18 protein-coding genes are annotated in these 17,936 nt (G+C 47.4%); 11 read left to right on the top strand and 7 right to left on the bottom strand.

All coding sequences use genetic code 11. The annotated features are described in order from the left end of the window. Positions 1-2: 2 nt before the first annotated feature. Genes BFR57_RS01155 through BFR57_RS01130 form a run of 6 tightly spaced genes read left to right on the top strand, consistent with a single transcriptional unit; the run spans position 3 to position 5,360 of the window. Positions 3-1,205 carry an aspartate aminotransferase family protein gene (locus tag BFR57_RS01155; RefSeq protein ID WP_143441028.1) on the top strand — a complete coding sequence of 401 codons (1,203 nt, stop codon included), beginning with the start codon at positions 3-5 and terminating at the stop codon, positions 1,203-1,205. Positions 1,206-1,218: 13 nt separating this feature from the next. Continuing rightward, positions 1,219-2,244: an arginine N-succinyltransferase gene (astA, locus tag BFR57_RS01150; protein WP_071462242.1), complete on the top strand. Its 1,026-nt coding sequence runs from the start codon at positions 1,219-1,221 to the stop codon at positions 2,242-2,244. A gap of 13 nt (positions 2,245-2,257) precedes the next feature. Beyond that, positions 2,258-3,727: a succinylglutamate-semialdehyde dehydrogenase gene (gene astD, locus BFR57_RS01145; RefSeq protein WP_071462241.1), complete on the top strand. Its 1,470-nt coding sequence runs from the start codon at positions 2,258-2,260 to the stop codon at positions 3,725-3,727. A 12-nt stretch (positions 3,728-3,739) separates the two neighbouring features. After that, entirely contained in the window at positions 3,740-4,087 is a 348-nt protein-coding gene (locus BFR57_RS01140; protein ID WP_071462240.1) for a DUF3802 family protein, read from the top strand. 8 nt (positions 4,088-4,095) lie between these two features. After that, complete coding sequence (locus BFR57_RS01135) at positions 4,096-4,512, top strand: OsmC family protein (RefSeq protein ID WP_071462239.1); 417 nt, start codon at positions 4,096-4,098, stop codon at positions 4,510-4,512. Then, a complete protein-coding gene (locus tag BFR57_RS01130) occupies positions 4,509-5,360 on the top strand; it encodes a 23S rRNA (adenine(2030)-N(6))-methyltransferase RlmJ (RefSeq protein ID WP_071462238.1) in 852 nt (283 codons plus the stop codon). The genes BFR57_RS01135 and BFR57_RS01130 overlap by 4 nt, the downstream gene beginning before the upstream one ends. Positions 5,361-5,364: 4 nt before the next feature. Here the strand turns inward: BFR57_RS01130 and BFR57_RS01125 are convergent, their stop codons facing one another. Genes BFR57_RS01125 through BFR57_RS01115 form a run of 3 tightly spaced genes read right to left on the bottom strand, consistent with a single transcriptional unit; the run spans position 5,365 to position 7,549 of the window. Continuing rightward, entirely contained in the window at positions 5,365-6,261 is an 897-nt protein-coding gene (locus BFR57_RS01125; protein ID WP_071462237.1) for a phosphoribulokinase, read from the bottom strand. A 54-nt stretch (positions 6,262-6,315) separates the two neighbouring features. Further along, on the bottom strand, positions 6,316-6,546 hold the full coding sequence (locus tag BFR57_RS01120) for a SlyX family protein (protein WP_071462236.1): 231 nt from the start codon (positions 6,544-6,546) through the stop codon (positions 6,316-6,318). Position 6,547: 1 nt separating this feature from the next. Beyond that, positions 6,548-7,549 (bottom strand): WD40 repeat domain-containing protein, encoded by a 1,002-nt coding sequence (locus BFR57_RS01115; RefSeq protein WP_071462235.1) that lies wholly within the window; start codon positions 7,547-7,549, stop codon positions 6,548-6,550. Positions 7,550-7,653: 104 nt separating this feature from the next. On the opposite strand from BFR57_RS01115, the gene fkpA reads away from it, so the two are divergent. Next, positions 7,654-8,400 carry an FKBP-type peptidyl-prolyl cis-trans isomerase gene (gene fkpA / locus BFR57_RS01110; protein ID WP_253183596.1) on the top strand — a complete coding sequence of 249 codons (747 nt, stop codon included), beginning with the start codon at positions 7,654-7,656 and terminating at the stop codon, positions 8,398-8,400. A 63-nt stretch (positions 8,401-8,463) separates the two neighbouring features. Here fkpA and BFR57_RS01105 read toward each other — a convergent pair whose 3' ends face one another. Next, on the bottom strand, positions 8,464-8,934 hold the full coding sequence (locus BFR57_RS01105; protein WP_071462233.1) for an Rsd/AlgQ family anti-sigma factor: 471 nt from the start codon (positions 8,932-8,934) through the stop codon (positions 8,464-8,466). A gap of 93 nt (positions 8,935-9,027) precedes the next feature. Between BFR57_RS01105 and nudC the strand changes: the two genes are divergently transcribed. From nudC to BFR57_RS01085, 4 genes are all read left to right on the top strand, one after another. Next, a complete protein-coding gene (gene nudC, locus BFR57_RS01100; protein WP_071462273.1) occupies positions 9,028-9,837 on the top strand; it encodes an NAD(+) diphosphatase in 810 nt (269 codons plus the stop codon). A 35-nt stretch (positions 9,838-9,872) separates the two neighbouring features. Beyond that, positions 9,873-10,943: a uroporphyrinogen decarboxylase gene (gene hemE, locus BFR57_RS01095; protein WP_071462232.1), complete on the top strand. Its 1,071-nt coding sequence runs from the start codon at positions 9,873-9,875 to the stop codon at positions 10,941-10,943. Between the two features lie 124 nt (positions 10,944-11,067). Next, complete coding sequence (locus BFR57_RS01090) at positions 11,068-12,123, top strand: efflux RND transporter periplasmic adaptor subunit (protein ID WP_071462231.1); 1,056 nt, start codon at positions 11,068-11,070, stop codon at positions 12,121-12,123. A 3-nt stretch (positions 12,124-12,126) separates the two neighbouring features. After that, on the top strand, positions 12,127-15,225 hold the full coding sequence (locus tag BFR57_RS01085) for an efflux RND transporter permease subunit (protein ID WP_071462230.1): 3,099 nt from the start codon (positions 12,127-12,129) through the stop codon (positions 15,223-15,225). A gap of 8 nt (positions 15,226-15,233) precedes the next feature. On the opposite strand, the gene BFR57_RS01080 is transcribed toward BFR57_RS01085, so the two are convergent. The 3 genes from BFR57_RS01080 to rsgA are packed head-to-tail and all read right to left on the bottom strand — an operon-like array spanning position 15,234 to position 17,875. Then, a complete protein-coding gene (locus tag BFR57_RS01080; protein WP_071462229.1) occupies positions 15,234-15,962 on the bottom strand; it encodes a glycerophosphodiester phosphodiesterase family protein in 729 nt (242 codons plus the stop codon). After that, a complete protein-coding gene (gene asd / locus BFR57_RS01075; protein WP_071462228.1) occupies positions 15,959-16,828 on the bottom strand; it encodes an archaetidylserine decarboxylase in 870 nt (289 codons plus the stop codon). The genes BFR57_RS01080 and asd overlap by 4 nt, the downstream gene beginning before the upstream one ends. Next, positions 16,829-17,875 (bottom strand): small ribosomal subunit biogenesis GTPase RsgA, encoded by a 1,047-nt coding sequence (gene rsgA, locus BFR57_RS01070; protein WP_071462227.1) that lies wholly within the window; start codon positions 17,873-17,875, stop codon positions 16,829-16,831. Positions 17,876-17,936 lie beyond the last annotated feature (61 nt).

Here is a 17,936-nt window from a genome sequence, read left to right as displayed (position 1 = left end):
AAATGGCCGTGACACGTGAGATGTTTAGTGACGTGATGGTGCCGAACTACAACCCCGCTCAAATGGTGCCTGTGAAAGGTGAAGGTTCACGCGTTTGGGATCAAGCGGGAAAAGAGTATATTGATTTTGCTGGTGGTATTGCCGTTAACTGTCTAGGTCATTGTCACCCGGCAATGGTAAATGCGCTGCACGAGCAAAGCCAAAAGCTTTGGCACTTAAGTAACGTGTTTACTAACGAACCGGCGATTCGCTTAGCTAAGAAGTTAACCGATGCAACCTTTGCCGACCGCGTTTATTACGCAAACTCAGGCGCTGAAGCAAACGAAGCCGCATTGAAACTGGCGCGTCGCTGGGCGATTGATGTGCACGGCGAACAGAAACAAAAAATTATTGCCTTTAACAAAGGTTTCCACGGACGCACGTTCTTCACTGTCACTGTCGGTGGGCAGCCTGCTTATTCTGACGGCTTTGGTCCAAAGCCAGGTGCGATTGAGCATGTACCTTACAATGATGCAGATGCATTGGCGAAACTTATCGATGACGAGACCTGTGCGGTGATGATGGAGCCGTTACAAGGCGAGGGTGGTGTCGTCCCACCAGAGCAGGACTTTGTAAAGCAAGTTCGTGAATTGTGTGACAAACACAATGCGTTATTGATTTTTGATGAAGTACAGACTGGCTTTGGTCGTACGGGTACGCTGTATGCGTATGAGCAGCTTGGCGTGACGCCAGATATTCTAACCTCTGCTAAATCATTAGGTGGTGGCTTCCCAATCGGTGCAATGTTGACGACTGCTGCAATTGCAGAGCATTTAAAACCAGGCACACACGGTAGTACTTATGGCGGTAACCCGTTGGCATGTGCAGTATCAGAAGCGGTACTAGAAGTTGTAAATACAGAGACCGTGCTTGAGGGTGTTAAGCAGCGCGAAGCAATGATTAAAGAGCACCTCGCTGCAATTAACGACAAATACAATGTGTTTAAAGAAGTGCGTGGCATGGGCTGCCTGATTGGCGCTGAGCTTACTGAGCAATTTGAAGGCCGCGCACGTGATTTCTTGCTCGCGGGTCAAGAACACGGCGTTATGGTTTTGGTTGCTGGCGCCAGCGTTATTCGATTCACACCTTCGCTTATTATCCCTGAAGCGGATATCAAGGAAGGTCTCAAACGTTTTGAGCACGCTGTTGCTCAAGTCGTTGGTTAATTGAGGACCCTGTATGTTGGTTATTCGACCGATAGAGGCAGCAGATTACGAAGCGCTATATAGTTGTGCAGTAGAGTCTGGGCATGGATTTACATCGTTGCCAATTGATCAAGGTTTGCTCGAGCGAAGAATCGCTCGAGCGCAAGCTGCTTTTGCCAAGCAAGATGTAGCGACCCCAGGCGATGAAAGTTATCTGTTCGTCATGGAAGATACCGAAACGGGCGAAATTGCCGGTGTCAGTGGTATTGAGGCAGCCGTTGGGTTGACCGAAGCGTTTTGGCATTACCGCTTAGGTAAGGTCGTGCACCATTCTGAGAAGCTAAACATTCATAACACGCTCGAGACATTGTCATTATGTAATGACTACACAGGTGTTTCAGAGCTATGCACGTTGTTTTTACGTGAGCCGTATCGTCACAACTTAAATGGCCGCACGCTTTCACGTTTTCGGATGCTGTTTTTAGCGCAATTCAAACAACGCTTTAGTGATTGGGTGATTGCTGAAATGCGTGGCGTGTGTGACGACGATGGTGCATCACCTTTCTGGGATTGGTTGGAACAACATTTTTTCTCGATGGACTTCCCCAAAGCAGATTACTTGAGTGGCATTGGCGATAAAACCTTTATTGCTGAGCTCATGCCGCGCTACCCGATTTACACATCACTGTTGCCAGAGAAGGCAAGAGAAGTGATCGGCAAAGTGCACGATAATACGCGACCGGCGTTAAAACTACTCGAGTCTGAAGGCTTTAGGTTCCGTGGCTTTGTCGATATTTTCGACGCAGGACCGACGGTCGAGGCGGAAGTCCAGAACTTACGTAGTGTACGTAATAGTGTATTAAAAGAGGTGATGCTGGTCGACACACCAGTGGATGCCGAGAGTGCAACGCCTCATATTATATGCAATACACAAATTGAATCATTTAGAGCGGCTCAGGTTCGTCACATTGACGGCTCTGAAAAAGTGCAATTGAGCGCTGAGCAAGCGGATAAATTGAATCTTTCTGAGGGCGATACGGTGCGTATCGTGGCTCTGTAACAGGAGAACAATGATGAGTTCTAATGTACAGTTTATTAACGATCAATGGCTCGCGGGCGAAGGTAAAACCTTTAAGTCGATTGATCCTGCACGTAATGAAGTTGTTTGGAGTGGTGAAAGTGCATCCGAGCAACAAGTTGATGCAGCGGTTATGGCTGCTCGTGCGGCATTTCCTGAGTGGTCTCACACTTCATTTGAAGATCGCTTAGCTATTTGTAAAAAGTTTTCGGAATTACTTGAGCAAAACAAAGAACGTTTAGCACGCGTGATGGCGGCCGAAACGGGTAAACCGGTTTGGGAAACACGCACTGAGGTGGGTGCGATGATCGGTAAAGTGGGCATCTCTGAGCGCGCATATCTAGAGCGCACAGGGACAGTAGAAAACGAGATGCCAGGTGCGAAGGCGTTTATTCGCCACAAGCCTCATGGCGTAGTCGCTGTTTATGGTCCTTATAACTTCCCAGGGCACTTACCGAACGGTCACATTGTCCCTGCTTTGATCGCTGGCAACACGGTGGTGTTTAAGCCGTCTGAGCTGACGCCTCATGTGGCTCAGGTGACGGTCGAGTTGTGGCAAGAGGCTGGCCTGCCAGCGGGCGTGCTGAACTTGGTTCAGGGTGAAGTCGAGACCGGTAAAGCGCTGTCAGTCCATCCACAGATCGATGGCCTATACTTTACGGGCTCTTCGAATACCGGACACTTACTACATAAACAATTTGGTGGACGTCCAGATAAAATCTTGGCGTTGGAGATGGGCGGCAATAACCCGTTAATCGTTACCAACATTACTGATGTCGATGCCGCTGTACATAACATCGTCCAGTCAGCGTTTATCACTTCAGGTCAGCGTTGTACTTGTGCGCGTAAACTGTTTATCGAAAACACCGAAATGGGCGGCAAAGTACTCGACCGTTTGGTAGAAGTGACCGAAAACATCCTCGTTGATGACTACGATGCTGACCCTCAGCCGTTTATGGGCGCAATGATTTCTGCAAAAGCCGCGAGTCAAATGGTGGATGCGCAGAATGAGCTCGTCCAACTCGGTGGTAAACCATTGGTTAAGCTCAAGCAGAAAGACAGTAACTTAGGCTTTGTTACGCCAGGTATTATTGATATGTCCGGTGTCGAAAATGCGCCCGATGAAGAATACTTTGGTCCAATGCTTAAAGTATACCGCTTTAACGACTTAGACGATGCGATTGCTAAAGCAAACGATACGCGCTATGGGTTGTCAGCAGGCATTCTGTGTGATGACGAAGCGACTTATCGTCATTTCTTTAAGCACATTCGTGCTGGCATTGTTAATTGGAACAAACCGATTACAGGTGCAAGCAGTGCAGCTCCATTTGGTGGTATCGGTGCTAGCGGTAATCATCGTGCAAGTGCTTATTATGCGGCAGATTACTGCTCTTACCCTGTGGCATCTGTCGAAGCCGATACACAAAGTTTGCCCGAAACACTAGCGCCGGGGCTAAAATTTTAATAAGTTATCTCAATGATTACTGAGACAGACGGTTACGTCGAACTTATTCACTACTTGACTGAGCAGCTTCCGTTGTTTGAACAGCGGAAGCTGCCAGCAGGCAGTGCAAATTACACCCTGCGTGATGTGCTTGAGGAGAAACTCTCACAGCACATGATGGCGTTGTTTGAGCAGAACGATATCGATCAAGACACCCGACTTGATATTGTGCGAGAAGCCGACGCGATTATGTATGATTTAGAAGAAATCCTTTCGTCTGTACTCGACAATCACCCCTCCGAACAACAAGAGACGTTTATTATTGAATTTGTAGGTTTGGTAAAAAACCTTTTTGATCAGCGTCTGAATACCAAAGGCTAAATTCATTTATGTCTGAGAATACCTTGAATGCGACGGTTAAGTGGCTTGATGACCTGACTTTTGTAGCGGAGTCTGGTAGTGGCCATCAAATGGTCTTAGATGGTCATGCCAAAACGGCTGCAAGCCCCATGGAAGCTATTCTAATGGCTGCCGGGAGTTGTGCTTCTGTGGATGTAGTGAGCATACTGAAAAAGGCACGACAAAAGGTAATGCACTGTGAATGTCGTGTGACCGGTGAACGAGTGAGTGATACCCCGAAAGTGTTTAAGAAGGTTCACCTGGAATTTATGGTAACGGGTCATAGTGTCGCCGAATCGCATGTAGAACGAGCGGTAAAACTATCAGCTGACAAATATTGTTCGGTAGCCAAAATGCTCGAAGCCAGTGTTGAAATGAGCCATAGCTATAAGATTATCGAAGCGTGAACTATCGACATATTTACCACGCCGGTAACTTTGCCGACGTATTTAAACATCTTCTGTTGGTCATGGCGATTGACTACTACAAGCAGAAAGACAAGCCTATTTGTGTACTCGATACCCACGGCGGGATTGGACTATACGATCTGACCTCTGAGCAAGCTGGTAAAACCAATGAGTATCCAGAGGGTATTGGCAGGCTGTGGAACGATGCCGATGCGCCAGCTTTTATTAAACCTTACTTAGATATTGTTGAAGGTTTAAATGAGCAAGGCGAGTTGAAGGCATATCCAGGTTCGCCTTGGGTGGTACAGCAACTACTGAGAGTCACGGATAGACATATTGTTAGTGAGCTACACACAGAGGACGCTAAATCGCTTAAGGCTAATTTGAAAGGCCAACGAACAAGCCACTTAGAGGTCATGGCGCCCTTTGATGGTTATGAAGCATTAAAAGCCAAACTGCCCCCAAACGAGAAACGCGGGCTAGTGCTCATTGACCCTCCGTTTGAGTCGGTTCATGAGTTCGACGATATTGTCGCTGCAGTTAAACATGGGGTTAAACGGTGGGCGGCTGGTAGCTTTGCCGTTTGGTTTCCGTTAAAAGACGATGAAAAGGTCGGTGACTTTTATCGTCAGTTAGCAGAGTTAGACGGTTTACCGAAAACCTTAGCGATCGAACTCATGGTGAAGCAGCCTAATCCAACCACCGGGCTTTATGGGTGTGGTTATGTATGGGTAAATCCGCCATTCGGTGTGCAGCAGCAGTTACCGGACGTGATGAATTACCTGCAACGCATTTTGGCGCAAGATGAATCAGCCCATTCGCGTTCTTTTTGGCTCGTCGAAGAGTAAAGAATTAATTATCGAGCCAGTCCACTTGGGTACGCAACTGCGTTTTGCGCTCGATAATTTGTTCGATTAAGGGGGTTAATATTAACTCCATTGCCAGCGCCTGTTTGCCGCCCGGTACTACCAAAGTGTTGGTGCGTGACATAAACGAGCCATCGATCATCTGTAGATAATACGGGAAATCGACATTCTTCATACCGCGAAAGCGAATAACAACAAAGCTTTCGTCGTGAGATGGTATCTCTTTGGCGCTAAATGGATTAGAGGTATCAACCGTTGGAACGCGCTGAAAGTTAATGTGTGTGCGCGAGAACTGCGGCACAATATGATAGATATAGTCTTCCATACTACGAATAATGCTGGTTGTCACAGCCTCGCGGGAGTGGCCTCTTTCTTGAGTATCACGCACCAGCTTTTGAATCCATTCTAGGTTCACGATGGGCACCATCCCGATCAACAAATCAACATGCTTACTGACATCATAGCCTTCGCCACAAACACCGCCATGTAACCCCTCGTAAAACAAAGCGTCGGTATTTTCTGGCATGTCTTCCCAAGGTGTAAATGTGCCGGGCATTTGATTGTAGGGAACCGCATCATCAAAGGTGTGTAAGTAGCGCCGGATTTGTCCGTTACCTGTGCGGCCATATTCTTCGAACAGTGACTCAAGCCGCTCAAAGTCATTTGCTTCAGGACCAAAGTAACTAATATGGCGTCCCTGTTCTTGAGCCTTTCGGATTGCGACATCCATTTCCGGTCTTGAGTAACGGTGAAAGCTATCACCTTCGACAAACGCAGCCGATACGTCGAGGGACCGAAAGATATGACGTAGTGCTTGACCTGTCGTGGTAGTACCCGAACCTGATGAACCCGTTACCGCAATGATAGGATGCTTCGAAGACATAAAAACCTATTAACAATGAGTGAACATCTGTTATAGCGGATAACCGCGCTCCGATCAATAATGCGGCGGTGGGGGTTCAACGCTCGGATCGGCATCTGGTGATGATTGGCTATCTTGCACTTGGCGCAATCGTTCACCTAAGTATTTCATTCGTCGAGCCACTTCCGAGAGTTCTTTATTGTGCTCAGTAACGCGTTGGTTTAACGCGTCGATGACATCCTCTTGAAATGCCAGTTGGGATTCTAAATTATCAATTCTGCTCTGTAACTGTTCTACTTCAGTCATATTACTGCTGCCAATTCGATTCTAGTTGCCACCATTCGCCATAACCTGCCGAGCTCTCACTCATCACGGCACCCGTATTTTCATCAAGCCAGACTGCTAACACCACGGCATTATTAGGGCGATGGCTATCGCGTAATTCCACATTCCAAGCTCTAAGCTCTTCACCCGTTTGGGTGCGCCAGAGCGTAATTTGACGCGACGGCGAACCTGTGATTAAAAACTCACCTGATTCGCTGAAACGTGCACTACTGAATATTCTAACACGTTCAATGATATCAAGCTGTGTAACTTGCTTACCGGTGTTTACATTCCAAATATAGGCTTTATCTAAGCTGCCTGCGGTTAATGCGTAGCGACCCGCAGCGTCTAAAGCCACTTTTGTCAGACGAGTGTCATGCTGCCATTGGTGGATGGGTTGGCCCGACTCAGTTGACCATAAAATTGCGGTTTGATCGGTGCTGCCGCTCAGGGCATACCGGCCATTGGGGGCGATGACTAAATCGGTTATCGCATTTTGATGTCCGTAAAATTCAAGGCGTCTTCCTGTTTCAGGGTTGAACGCAATTTGAGTGCCGTTGTTTAGTCCTAGCACGATAGTAGAACCGTTATTTGATACGGCAATATTAGTAATATCAGCCCCACCCGATTGCCAATAACCTAAATTCTCACCACTGTTCGCATCCCAAAGGCTAAAGGCTTTGCGACTCGCCGTGGCAACGGTGCGACCATCAGCCCCAATATCTACGGCAATTATTTGTGACACATCAGCATCATCTTGCCGCCACTGGTATTTGGCATCATTTGCGTAACGTGGCCATAATAAGACGCCGTTGCTGTCAGTCGCCACGACACTGAAGGAGCCGTCATTAGCAATATCGGCGACATAAGTACCTGCTTCAGCATGTGCTTTTTTGTGGATCTGCTCAGGGGCAGGGGCGCAACCAAACAACAAGGCGCAGCTAAAGAGTACAAGAGTGAATATGACGTTTTGCTTAATATTCATGGGCAAGCCTTATGGTGTTGTGTAGTATGGGGCTGACCGAACATTTTGATTATGGCATAGTCAATTACTTTACGGGATGTTAATTGGAGAAAAAGATGAACCGAATGATGAAACCACTAGCGCTATCGGCTATTGCGCTGGCTATTACTGCATGTTCGCAGCAAGAACCGTACCCTGTCAGCCAGAAAAAACTCGAATCAGAACAAGAAAAGCAAGCCTATGCGCTGGGTTCGTCAGTGGGTAGTTTTGTCGCTCGTAACCTGGATGATCAAGAAAAAGCTGAAGTCATGCTCGACCGCCAACTCGTTATCGCTGGCTTTGTTGATGCGGTGAAGGGCGAAAACAAATTATCTGACGAGGAAGCGGACAAACTACTGAATGACTTACGTTCAAAAGTGATGGAACAACGCAAGAATGTATTAGGTAGCAAAGCTGCGAAAGAAGGCAAAGCGTTCCAAGAAGAAAATGCTAAAAAGGATGGCGTTAAGGTAACCGAATCGGGTCTTCAATACGAAGTGATTGAAGCGGGTGAAGGTGATAGCCCTAGTGAAGACGACATTGTAGAAGTCCACTATGAAGGCACTTTAGTCAATGGCGAAGTATTTGATAGCTCGTATGAGCGTGGCGAACCGACAGTCTTTCCACTTAATCGTGTGATCCCAGGCTGGACTGAAGGCCTGCAGTTGATGAACGAGGGTGCAAAATACCGCTTTGTTATTCCAGCAGAGCTAGCTTACGGTGATCGCGAAGTGGGTGGTCAAATTCCGCCTAACTCAACGTTGATCTTTACCGTTGAATTATTGGACGTGAAAGATAAGCCTGAGTCTGAAGGCAGTCAAGCTCAGCAGTAAGTAGACACTTACTAACTAAAACGGCCGCAATTGCGGCCGTTATTATTTGGAATCCGATAAAGACTACAATGCGTCGTGTTTCTCTAAATGATGTAGCAATTGATCCTCAAATTCCATACGTAACTCAATCGCTTCACCGAGTGCTGATAGATCACGGTCAAACTGGTTAAGATGGTTGTTAGAGTCAATTTCACCGTAGTTATCATTAAAATCTAAAGCAATTTCCGTCGTATCACTGATAAGTGGAAATACTTGCTCAAGCAAGGCTTCAAGCGGCTGTTTGTTTTCGCGCGCTTGTGTCATTAATTGCTCATAAATTTCAAAATGACCACTCGACACGTAGTCGACTAATTGACCACAGAAATCACGAATGTCAGTGACATCAGGTAAGCCGTTGCGTACACCTTCATAGGGAGGAAGGGCGGCTAGCTTAAAATAGTTAACGAGAAGGTCTTGTCGTTCAGTTAACCATTGGTCAATGCTGTCATGAGCTCCGCCCCAACGCTGGCGTGCTTCCTCACTTTTCTTTAACATGGGGTTCTCCGAAATGAGATCTTCGACATACTGTAAAGGTGTCGAATGCTTTTCTCAATCAAAATTGGCGATCTTTACTCTAAGGAGTGTAACTTGGTTAAGCCTTATGTAAAACCATCGAAAGACGAACCTGCACGTTGGTTTATTTGCTCGGCTGGCGATGTTTTTGTAACCGAGAATGGCAACGTTCCCTCGGGACCGATGGCATCACTTAACTTTCCTGATCTGTCTCAATATACAGTGGTCTATTTAGGCGAGTTAAGAGAGCGACCATGTTACCTTATCGTCGCTGATCTTAATGATCCCGCTTTTGTAGGCGGTGAGTTTGTGCCATTACGGAGCTTACTCTCGGTGCATGATGAAGAGCAGTTTGCGATGGCTGGGAGAGCGCGTCAGGTGATGGACTTTATTAACCAACATCGGTTCTGTGGTCGTTGCGGGGCGCGTATGCAAGCGGTGGACTGGGAACTCGCCATGCATTGTCAGCAGTGTAATCACCGTTGTTATCCTCGTGTTTCCCCTTGCATCATCGTGGCAATAAGAAAACAAGATACGTTGTTGTTGGCACGGGGCAAGCGTCACAAGCAGGGGCTCTATTCTGTTTTGGCGGGCTTTGTGGAACCGGGAGAGTCGCTCGAGCAAGCTTTAGCGCGCGAGGTGCATGAGGAAGCGGGTATTGAGGTCTGTGATATCGAGTACCAACTGAGTCAGCCGTGGCCGTTTCCGCACTCATTGATGATGGGGTTTACTGCACAATGGCAGTCGGGGGATTTACACATTGACCCTGTTGAACTCGAAACGGGCGACTGGTTTGCTATTGATGATTTACCCGACACGCCCCCCGAAGGCACGATTGCACATCGTTTGATTGAAATCGCTATCGGCAAGGCAAAGCAAGAGTGATAAAATAACCAATAAATTGGATGTTGGAAGACGTTATGAGAAAGCCCGAGTTAAAAAATGATCGTTATTTGAAAGCATTGCAGAAACAGCCGGTCGATAGAACACCGATTTGGATGATGCGCCAAGCAGGTCGTTACCTGCCTGAATATAAAGCGACTCGGGCGGAAGCCGGTGACTTCATGTCCCTTTGCAAAAACACAGAGCTTGCGTGCGAAGTGACACTGCAGCCACTGCGACGCTTTGATCTTGATGCGGCTATCCTATTCAGTGACATCTTAACGATTCCAGACGCGATGGGGCTTGGTCTTTACTTTGAAAAAGGTGAAGGCCCCAAATTCTCGCGTCCGTTGCGTACTGAAGCCGACGTAAAGGGACTTGCTGTACCGGATATGAGTGATGAGTTGCGTTATGTGACCGATGCAGTGAGTCTCATTCGTCAGGAATTAGATGGAAAAGTACCACTCATCGGTTTTTCTGGCAGTCCATGGACTCTAGCAACTTATATGGTCGAGGGCGGAAGTACTAAAAACTTCTCTAAAGTTAAGCAGATGCTGTTTGCTGAGCCTGAGCTCATGCATCATGTACTCAACGTATTAGCTGACTCGGTTATTGATTACCTCAATGCGCAGATTAAAGCGGGCGCACAAGCAGTGATGATTTTTGATACCTGGGGTGGCGTGTTATCACCACGGGACTATAAGCAATTTTCACTGGCATACATGGAAAAAATCGTCGCTGGTTTGATTCGTGAGCAGGATGGAAACCATGTACCTGTCACCCTATTTACTAAAAACGGTGGGCAGTGGCTAGAGGCGATGGCACAAACGGGCGCTGATGGTTTAGGCGTAGACTGGACCACTGACTTGTCGGATGCTCGTGCGCGCGTTGGCAATCGAGTTGCTTTGCAAGGTAATATGGATCCATCCGTGTTATATGCTTCTCCACAACGTATCGAAGAAGAAGTCCAGTTGATCTTAGAGAGCTATGGTGAAGGAAGTGGTCACGTATTCAATTTAGGACATGGTATCCATCCAGAAGTGAACCCGGATCATGCGGGGGCGTTCATTGAAGCCGTTCACAAGCATAGCCCCAAATATCATCGCTAAATATCACATAATTTGAAACATTTGCGATTAACTCACGTTCATACTCGTTAGATGCACCGCCCAACGGGCGGTGTTTTTCATACAATAGACCTTATTATGATGTTGTTTTTCTCGAGGTTATTGTATGGCGCGCCGCAATTGGATTAATCCAATTACCCTTGTTGTTATCGCCTTAATTGGATTGGCGATTTATTTCTTTGCTTTTCCTCCCACTACAGAGGTTGAGGAACAGTCGCAACCCAGTGTCCCTGTGAGGACACAAGTGGTGGCAATGAGCGAATATCGAGATGTGATCGAAGCGCTCGGTACAGCACAAGCCAATGAAACCGTTGAAATTACCTCGCAAACACAAGATATCGTTGAAGCTATTTATTTTGATAGTGGCGATCGCGTTGAAAAAGGTCAGCTTTTGGCTGAGCTTAATGCGCGTAAAGAGGTGGCGCGCGTTCAACAGTTACAATTTAGCTTGAACGAAGCCCAACGTCAGTTGGAACGTTTAACTTCGCTACGACGTCAAAATGCGGCATCACAACAGCAGGTTGAAGAGCAACATGTCGAAGTGAATCGCCTTCAGGCCGAACTCGAGGTAGCGGAAGCCACTCTAGCCGAAATGAAAATCTACGCACCGTTTACGGGTCGGGTAGGTATCCGAGAAGTCAGCCCAGGCGCCTTAGTTGCACCTGGAGATACCTTTACAACATTAGATGACATCTCGCCCATCAAAGTAGATTTCAGCGTTCCGGAACGTTATTTTGCAAGCCTCGCTGTTGACCAAGAGGTCATTGCTCGCAATCGAGCGTATCCAGGGGAACAGTTTCGTGGCCGCATAACGAGTATTGATTCACGCATCGATCCCGTCACTCGGTCAGTGCGTGTTCGTGCCAAACTGGCAAATGATGATGAACGCTTACGCCCAGGTATGTTGCTACAAATCACCTTGTTACGCAGCATTGATGAGGCTTTGATACTCCCTGAAAAAGCGTTATTACCGATACAGAATCGTCAGTATGTGTTTGTTCTAACACCTGATAACCGCGCCAAACAGGTAGAAGTAACCATTGGTCGTCGGAAGCCGGGTGTAGTCGAAATTACAGAGGGCATTAAACCGGGTGACGAAGTTATCGTCGAAGGCTTAGTGCGCCTGCGTGATGGTATTCCTGTCGATGTAAGGGAGGACTAGGGCATGTTGTTATCTGATGTATCAGTAAAACGCCCAGTCTTTGCCACTGTCGTCAATGTGCTGTTAATTATTTTCGGTATTGTTGCATTTACAATGCTTCCGTTGCGTGAGTTTCCAGATATTGATGCACCTGTGGTAACCATTAGTACAGACTATCCTGGGGCGAGTGCTGAAGTCGTAGAAACGCAAGTAACACAGCTTATCGAAGAACGCATCAGTGGCATTGAGGGGATAAAAAATATCTCGTCACGCAGCCGCCCCGGGAATTCATCGATTAGCATTGAATTCACGCTTTCACGCGATATTGATGCAGCCTCCAATGATGTGCGCGAACGGGTATCACGTGCGCTGGATAATTTGCCCGAGGAATCCGATCCTCCCGAGGTTTCAAAAGCGTCTTCGGATGAAACAACGGTGGTTTGGTATAACTTGCGTAGCGAGAGTATGTCGATACTTGAGCTGACCGACTATGCAGAGCGTTATATTGTGGACCGCCTCGCTGTTGTCGATGGTGTTGCGCGTGTGCGTATTGGTGGTGACCGTCGCTATGCAATGCGTGTTTGGCTTGATCGCGACGCGATGGCTGCACGTCAAATCACCGTGACGGATATCGTCAGCCGCTTACGTGAGGAAAATATTGAGTTACCAGCGGGCGAAGTCGAGTCGACTGAGCGCGAATTTTCTGTGCGTATGGCACGCGCCTACTTATCTGAGGACGATTTCCGCAATTTAGTGATTCGTCAGGGTGATGACGGTTACTTAGTGCGGCTGGGTGAGGTTGCGCGTGTTGAGCTTGGCGCTGAGGACGACAAGACTGACTTCCGTGGTAATGGCGTCAATATGGTCGGTATCGGCATCATTAAGCAATCCAAAGCCAATACCCTCAGCGTCGTGGAAAATGTGCGCGAGGAAATGGAAGTGTTAGAAAAAACACTACCAGAAACCATGTACTTAGCCACGAGTTACGACTCGTCTATTTTCATTAAAGGCTCGATTGATGAAGTGTATAACACACTTCTCATCGCGATGGCCTTGGTTGTGGTGGTTATTTATCTATTTCTCGGCAATATCCGAGCGACCATTATCCCCGCGTTGACGGTACCTGTGGCTATTATTGCTTCGTATATTGTGCTGTTTTCACTCGGATTCTCGATTAACTTATTGACCTTGCTGGCACTCGTACTCGCAATCGGGCTTGTGGTTGATGATTCGATTGTTGTGTTGGAGAACATTTATCGTCGTGTTGAAGAGGGCGAGCCGCCACTACTCGCTGCTTATCGGGGCGCAAGAGAAGTGGGCTTTGCGGTTATTGCAACGACTTTAGTGCTGATTTCAGTATTTGTACCGTTGGCGTTTTTGGAAGGCAATATCGGTAAGTTGTTTACCGAGTTTGCTTTAGCGATTGCAGCGGCTGTGGCGTTCTCCAGTATTGCAGCGCTGACGCTGACGCCGATGCTGGGTTCTAAAATACTACATAAAAAAGAACGCACTAGTAAGTTTGGTATGGCATTCGATCGCTTCTTTAAGTGGCTTGAGGCTAAATATACCACCCTACTAGAGGGCAGTATCAAGCGTCCGAGTTTGGCATTGGTTTTAGTTTTTCTGAGTGGTGTGGTGAGTTACGGCGCAATGCAATTTGTACCACAAGAATTCGCACCACCGGAGGATCGCGGTACCTTCTACATCAGTATTAAAGGCGCAGAAGGAGCGAGTTTTGAATCTAATTCGCGGCACATGGATGAAATTGAGCAAATTCTGCTGCCTTATATCGATCAGAATAAAATAGACCGCGTTATTGTTCGGGCGCCCGGCTGGGGCAACTCAGCGGGGATCGCGATTGTCGGTGCAATTCCTTTTGAGGAACGTGACTGGTCGACTTTTGAACTTATGGAAGAGATGCGTAAAAAACTCAATCAAGTCGTCGGCGTACAGGCTTTTGCCTTCATGCGCAGTGGTATTAGCGGTGGCGGTGGTCGTCCGGTGCAGTTTGTACTGCAAGGTAATACCTACGAAAAACTGGCTGAGTATCGCGACATTGTGATTGAGGAAGCGGCTAAGAACCCGGGTTTGGTTGAAGTTGACAGTGACTATAAAGAGACTTTGCCGCAACTATTAATCGAAGTAGACGAAGTGAGGGCTGCCGACCTCGGTGTATCCGTTGAAGATATTGGTATTACGTTGCAATCGATTTTAGGGCAACGTCGGGTAACGACCTATCTTGATCGTGGCGAAGAGTACTATGTCATGCTTGAGGGTGAGAAGGCTGACTACCGCAGCCCGAGTGCTATCGACAATATTTATGTTCGGTCAGGTAAAAGCGGCGAACTGATTCCACTGTCTAATGTGGTGAAGGTGAGCGAACGTGCTACCTCATCACAGTTAAATCGTTATAACCGTATGCGTAGTGTCACCATTGAAGCCAACCTAGCCGACGGTTATTCGCTCGGCGAAGCGTTGAGCTACCTAGAGGGCGTCGTCGACAAAAAACTTCCAGAAGACGTTTCTATTGATTACAAAGGTGAGTCGCAACTTTATAAGGAGAGTGGCAGCTCGATAGTATTTGTCTTTGGACTGGCATTAATTATTACCTTCTTGGTACTTGCGGCTCAGTTTGAGAGCTTTATCCACCCACTGGTGATTATGCTGGCTGTTCCGATTGCTATTGTAGGTGCTTTTATTGGTCTGTATTTGACTGGAAACAGCATTAATATCTATAGCCAAATTGGTATCGTCATGCTTATTGGCTTGGCGGCGAAGAATGGTATTTTAATTGTGGAGTTTGCCAACCAGTTACGTGACGCTGGCCTCACGTTCCGTGATGCAGTGATTACGGCATCGCGACAACGCTTGCGACCGATTGTAATGACGGCATTTACCACGTTAATGAGTTCGGTTCCGCTTATTCTGGGAACAGGGCCCGGTTCAGAAAGTCGTATGGTGATTGGTACGGTTATCTTCGCGGGAGTCGCGTTATCAGCGTTCTTAACGCTGTTTGTGATACCGGCACTGTATATGTTGATGGCTCAGAAGACACAATCACCGATGGCGATTACACGTCGTTTGGAGTCATTGCAAGAGGAATACCCTGACCACCGTCACTAGGCTGGGGGTCAGTAATGCCAGAGGGGCGAACGGTTTATACCGGGAAGCCCCTCAATAATTTTCTGAGCAAAACTCGGGTGGTTGGTAAAAATGCCATCCACACCCATGTCATGTAACTCTTCGATATCATGCCCTTCATCTACGGTAAATACGTAGACTTCCAGTGCGCGTCGGTGTGCGTCATCAACTAACTCCTGTGTGACAAAATCAACATCAACGTGAACAGAGTAGGCGTTAAGACGCGATGCAAAATCACAGTAGTCTAGTGGGCAACAAGTGGTTAAGGCACCTACGTTGATATTTGGTCGACGGTGTTTTAAGCGCTGTAACCAATGGTGATTAAACGAAGAGACGAGGATCTGATCAGGCTTGAACAGCTTCCGTTCCAAAACATAATCGATGTCGAGAAGCAGCGACTGACTTGGGATATCCCCTTTTAACTCTATATTGACGTGACAATGTCCCGCGATATGCTCAAGTGCTTCACGCAGGGTGGGAATAGGTTGCTGACCGAATACCTTAAGCGCTCTCACTTGAGCTTGAGTCAAATCGAGCAACCGTCCTGGTGAAGTGGTTAAGCGTTCTAAGTATCGGTCGTGGAATACAAATCGCTCGTCGTCGACGGCATAAACGTCAAGCTCAATACCAAAGGCATGGCTATCAATCGCTCGACTGAATGCCGCTAGGGTGTTTTCGGGCGCTTCGAAGCTCGCACCCCGATGCGCCCAAATTTTCATGACCGAACCTTAGCCATCGCTGAACCCATTCGGGTCACAGAACCGGGTTGAAGTGCTTCATCAAACTCTATTGCCCCTTTAGCGAAGGTCATCACTACTGTGGAGCCGAGTTTAAAGTGACCCATCTCTTCACCTTTATTGAGACGAATGGCTTCAGGTCCAGATGTTGGGTAGGACCAATGTTGTATCCGAGCGCCCGTTGGAGGTGTGACGGTCCCCGACCAAACTGTGCCAATACTAGCAACAATCGTCGCGCCAACGAGTACCATCGACATCGGACCGACTTCGGTATCAAATATTGCGACGACTCGCTCGTTGCGTGCAAATAGATTCGGTACGTTTTGTGCCGTGAGCGGGTTGACAGAGAACAGGTCACCTGGAATGTAAACCATCTTACGCAACACACCATCGACCGGCATATGAATCCGGTGGTAATCTTTCGGAGCGAGATAAATGGTGGCGAACGTTCCTTCACGGAACGGTGCCGCGTCCTCGTCTTTTCCACCTAGCAGCTCAAGCAACGAATAATCGTGCCCTTTGGCCTGGAAAATACGGCCTTCCTCAATATCTCCGAGCTGACTTACGGCACCATCAACGGGATGAGCTAGATGGTCAGGTTCATCAACGATTGGACGTAATTCAGGTTTTAAACGACGAGTAAAAAACTGGTTGAACGTGGCATAATCGCGCGGATCCTCTTGAATCGCTTCGGACATATCAATTTTGTACTGTTTGATAAACCAGCGAATAAAAGCTTGAGTAAATATCCCCGCTTTCGCAGCTGCAAATCGACCCACTAAACGTGATAGTAGGTGTTTTGGAAGTACGTATTGAAGGCCAATTTTGAATCGTTCGCTGCTGCTCACTTACAGTTTTCCTCTTGCTGAAACTCGAGACGGCTTATTAGCCAACATAGACTCGATAATCCGATGATAATTTTCTAATCGCCATGGCTGTATTTCACCTTTTTCCACGGCCTCTTGCAATGCACAGCCCGGATCATTTTTGTGTTTGCAATCTTTAAACTTACAGGTCCCAAGATAAGGCTGAAAATCAACATAGCCACTGGCGACTTGCTCCGGTTCAAGGTGCCACAATGCAAATTCGCGTATTCCAGGGGAGTCGATCAAGGCACCACCACTGTTTAGTGGATACCAAGTTGCCACAGTCGTCGTATGCTGACCTAAACCAGAGTTCGTCGAGACTTCTTTGGTTTCGGTTGCAACGTCAGGAAGAAGCCGATTGACGATGGATGATTTTCCGACACCACTTTGACCGACAACAATAGAGATATGTTCACTCAACATGTTGTTAAGTTCAGTCATACCTTCTGCAGTCTGACTACTCACAAGAAGCACTCGGTAGCCGATCGCTTGGTAGTCAGACAACCGCTGTTCAATAAACTGGCGTTCTTCAGTGTCAATCTCTTTTAACAAATCGGCTTTATTAAGAACGATAATCGGCTCAATATCGATCGCTTCACAAGCAACGATGTAGCGATCGATAATCTGTGTCGTAAAGCTCGGGAGTACGCTCGAAATAACAAATATCTGATCGATGTTTGCTGCAACCGGTTTAAGGCCATCATAATAATCAGGTCGAGAAAGCAACGACTGACGTTCGTGCACGGCTTCGATAATGCCCCGCATACCATCTTGTGCCTGAACCATTGGACGCCATTGCACTTTATCCCCAGTCACCAATGAATCGACAGTACGCCGTATATGACAACGAATTATTTCATTATCGGTGGTCAGCAAGTCGGCGTGTTGGCCGTAACGACTGACAATGATGCCTGTTTGGCTGGCTCCTAGCTGATCGCTGGCCACGTCGATCTCTTGCGCGAGACGCTTCTCGCGGTTCTGTTGAATTCGACGTTTTTGTCCTTTATTCAGCCGTTTTTGCTTCGCCAATCGCTTTACCTTGTTGCCACTTACAGTTTAACGCTATCATAACCTAAAATGAGTCGAGTTA

The organism is Idiomarina sp. MD25a (assembly GCF_001870515.1).
GTDB lineage: Bacteria > Pseudomonadota > Gammaproteobacteria > Enterobacterales > Alteromonadaceae > Idiomarina.
This window is presented reverse-complemented; position numbering and strand designations above follow the sequence as displayed.